Here is a 2,202-nt window from a genome sequence, read left to right on the forward strand (position 1 = left end):
CTCTTGACCCCTCCCTGAAGGAAGGGGTTTTCTGCGCCTCCTAATCACGGATCCTAGTAGTCAGGGTTCCCTTCAGGAATTCAAGAAAGAAGCCGGCCAGCTTACCCTTCAAAACAAGAGTCCTTGGAGGAATTCATGAAATCCCTAAAGCTTGCCGTCGCCCTTACAGGCGCTCTTCTCTCCTCGTCCGCACTCGCCTCAGAAAACGGCGATATAACAAACATCACGATGTCATCAGGCGGCCTGGCCGAAATCGTTCGCAAGGCAACTATCTCAGAAGACGGCATCATCAAGATGGAAGTGCCGATTGAGCAGGTCGACGATGTTCTAAAAAGTGTCGTTGTATTCGACGGCAAAGGCGCTGTCGAAGGAATGTCACTACCCGGCCCAAGCCCTCTTTCGGAAACCTTCAAAAAGCTCCCATTCACGGTCGACGACTTGCAGTCCCCGGCCATGCTTCTGTCGACGCTACAAGGAGCGCAGATTGAAATCCAGAAAAGCGGGTCTCATTTCTCCGGACGAGTTCTGGGCGTTTCCTCGAAGGACAACGGTGAAACCGGCCGGGAGGATGTCGCATCCATCCTGACCAAGGAAGGAAACATCGTCAGCGTCGCCCTTGATTCCTCGGTCAATATCTCATTCAAGGACATAGACGTCAGGGAGAAAATCGCGAACGCCCTTTCCGTCGTAGGCGACGGAAAGGTGGGCGGCGCCAGGGAGATATCCATCCGGATCGCCGGAGATGGCCAGCGCGAGGTCGCAGTGTCCTACGTCGTCCCTGCTCCGATCTGGAAGACCGCCTATCGAGTGGTCACTCAGGACGGAGGAAAAGCAAGGCTTCAGGCGTGGGCCGTCCTGGAAAACGCCAGCGGCGAGGACTGGAAAGGTGTAAACGTCACGCTCTCGTCCGGGGAGCCGGTTACACTGAAGCAAAAGCTTCACTCTCTCTATTGGAAACAAAGAGCCGAAGTACCGATCGATACGTCTGCCGGGTACGTGCCTCCTGTGGACCCGGGCGCGGCACCGCCTGCACTACTCGAAAAACGCGAACACCAATGGGCCGCAGCACGGAGTGCGAACGGACTTGCCTCTATGTCTATGATGGACACCGAGGAAAATGTGCGGATCTCTTCGGCGAACGTCGGGCAGGCCACTGAAGGCAACGTTACGGCATCCTTCGAAATCCCTTGGCTGGTCGATCTCAAGAACGGACAGACCCTGTCCGCCCCGATTATCGACGATCTCGTCGAGGCGGAGGAGGTCAGCGTCTTCCGTCCTGAAAGCGGATCAATGAACCCGGTCGCGGCGATCATGCTCGTCAACGACACGGGAACCAGCCTGCCAAAGGGCATCCTGACCGTCTACGATGACAAGGAAGGTTACGTCGGAGATGCCCAGATTTCCGGAATGCCGGACGGCGAGCGCCGCATGGCGAGCTTCGCGACCGACAAAAAGGTTCTCATAGAGACATCGTCCAATCCAACCGAGGAAATCACAGAGATCAAGGTCGTTGACGGTATCCTGACCGCCGTTACGCTAGACAAGCACACGACGCAATACGCGATCAAGGGAGCTGCGGACGCGGAGCGGACCGTAGTCATAGAGCAAGCGAAGCGTCCTGGTTGGGAATTCTCATCCGACCACGAGCTGGATTCGACCAAAACGCATCGCCGAATGAAAATCACGGTTCCAGCTGGAGAGACCAAAATGGTAACAGCCGTTGTCGAACGCACCCGGAACCAGATCTTTCACCTGTCGCAAACGGATACCCAAACGCTTCTGTCGCTGTCTTCACGTTACGGCATCGGAGCGACCACACGGAAACTCACGGAGCTAGCGATCCTTCAGAAGGAAAGGTCTCGGATCGAGTACCAGATGAACGAACTCAATCGCGAGCGGGATCGCCATGTTTCCGACCAGGGCCGCCAGCGTGCCAATCTGCAATCGGTACCGCAGGACAGCCCGTTGTTCGCGCGCAGCATGCAAAAACTTGAGGACTCGGAAACGGTCATCGAGAAAATTGACGGAACGATCAAGGTTCTAAACCGAAAGATTGCGGACATCAGGACCAAGATCGGCGACGCTATTAGAAACTTTTAATGGCCGGAACGCGACCAGCGCCAAGTGAGCGGGCAAAAGCCTGTCAGCAACGCGAATCCCGCCACGCAGCCTAACGGCTTGCGCTTCGCTAAAAATCCCCGT

General features: G+C 56.1%; 1 protein-coding gene. It reads left to right on the plus strand.

Annotated elements, in window-relative coordinates:
- Positions 1-135 precede the first annotated feature (135 nt).
- On the plus strand, positions 136-2,100 hold the full coding sequence (locus E1297_RS02600; protein WP_155133532.1) for a DUF4139 domain-containing protein: 1,965 nt from the start codon (positions 136-138) through the stop codon (positions 2,098-2,100).
- The last annotated feature ends 102 nt before the right edge of the window (positions 2,101-2,202 follow it).

It is taken from the genome of Roseibium sp. RKSG952 (assembly GCF_009711355.1).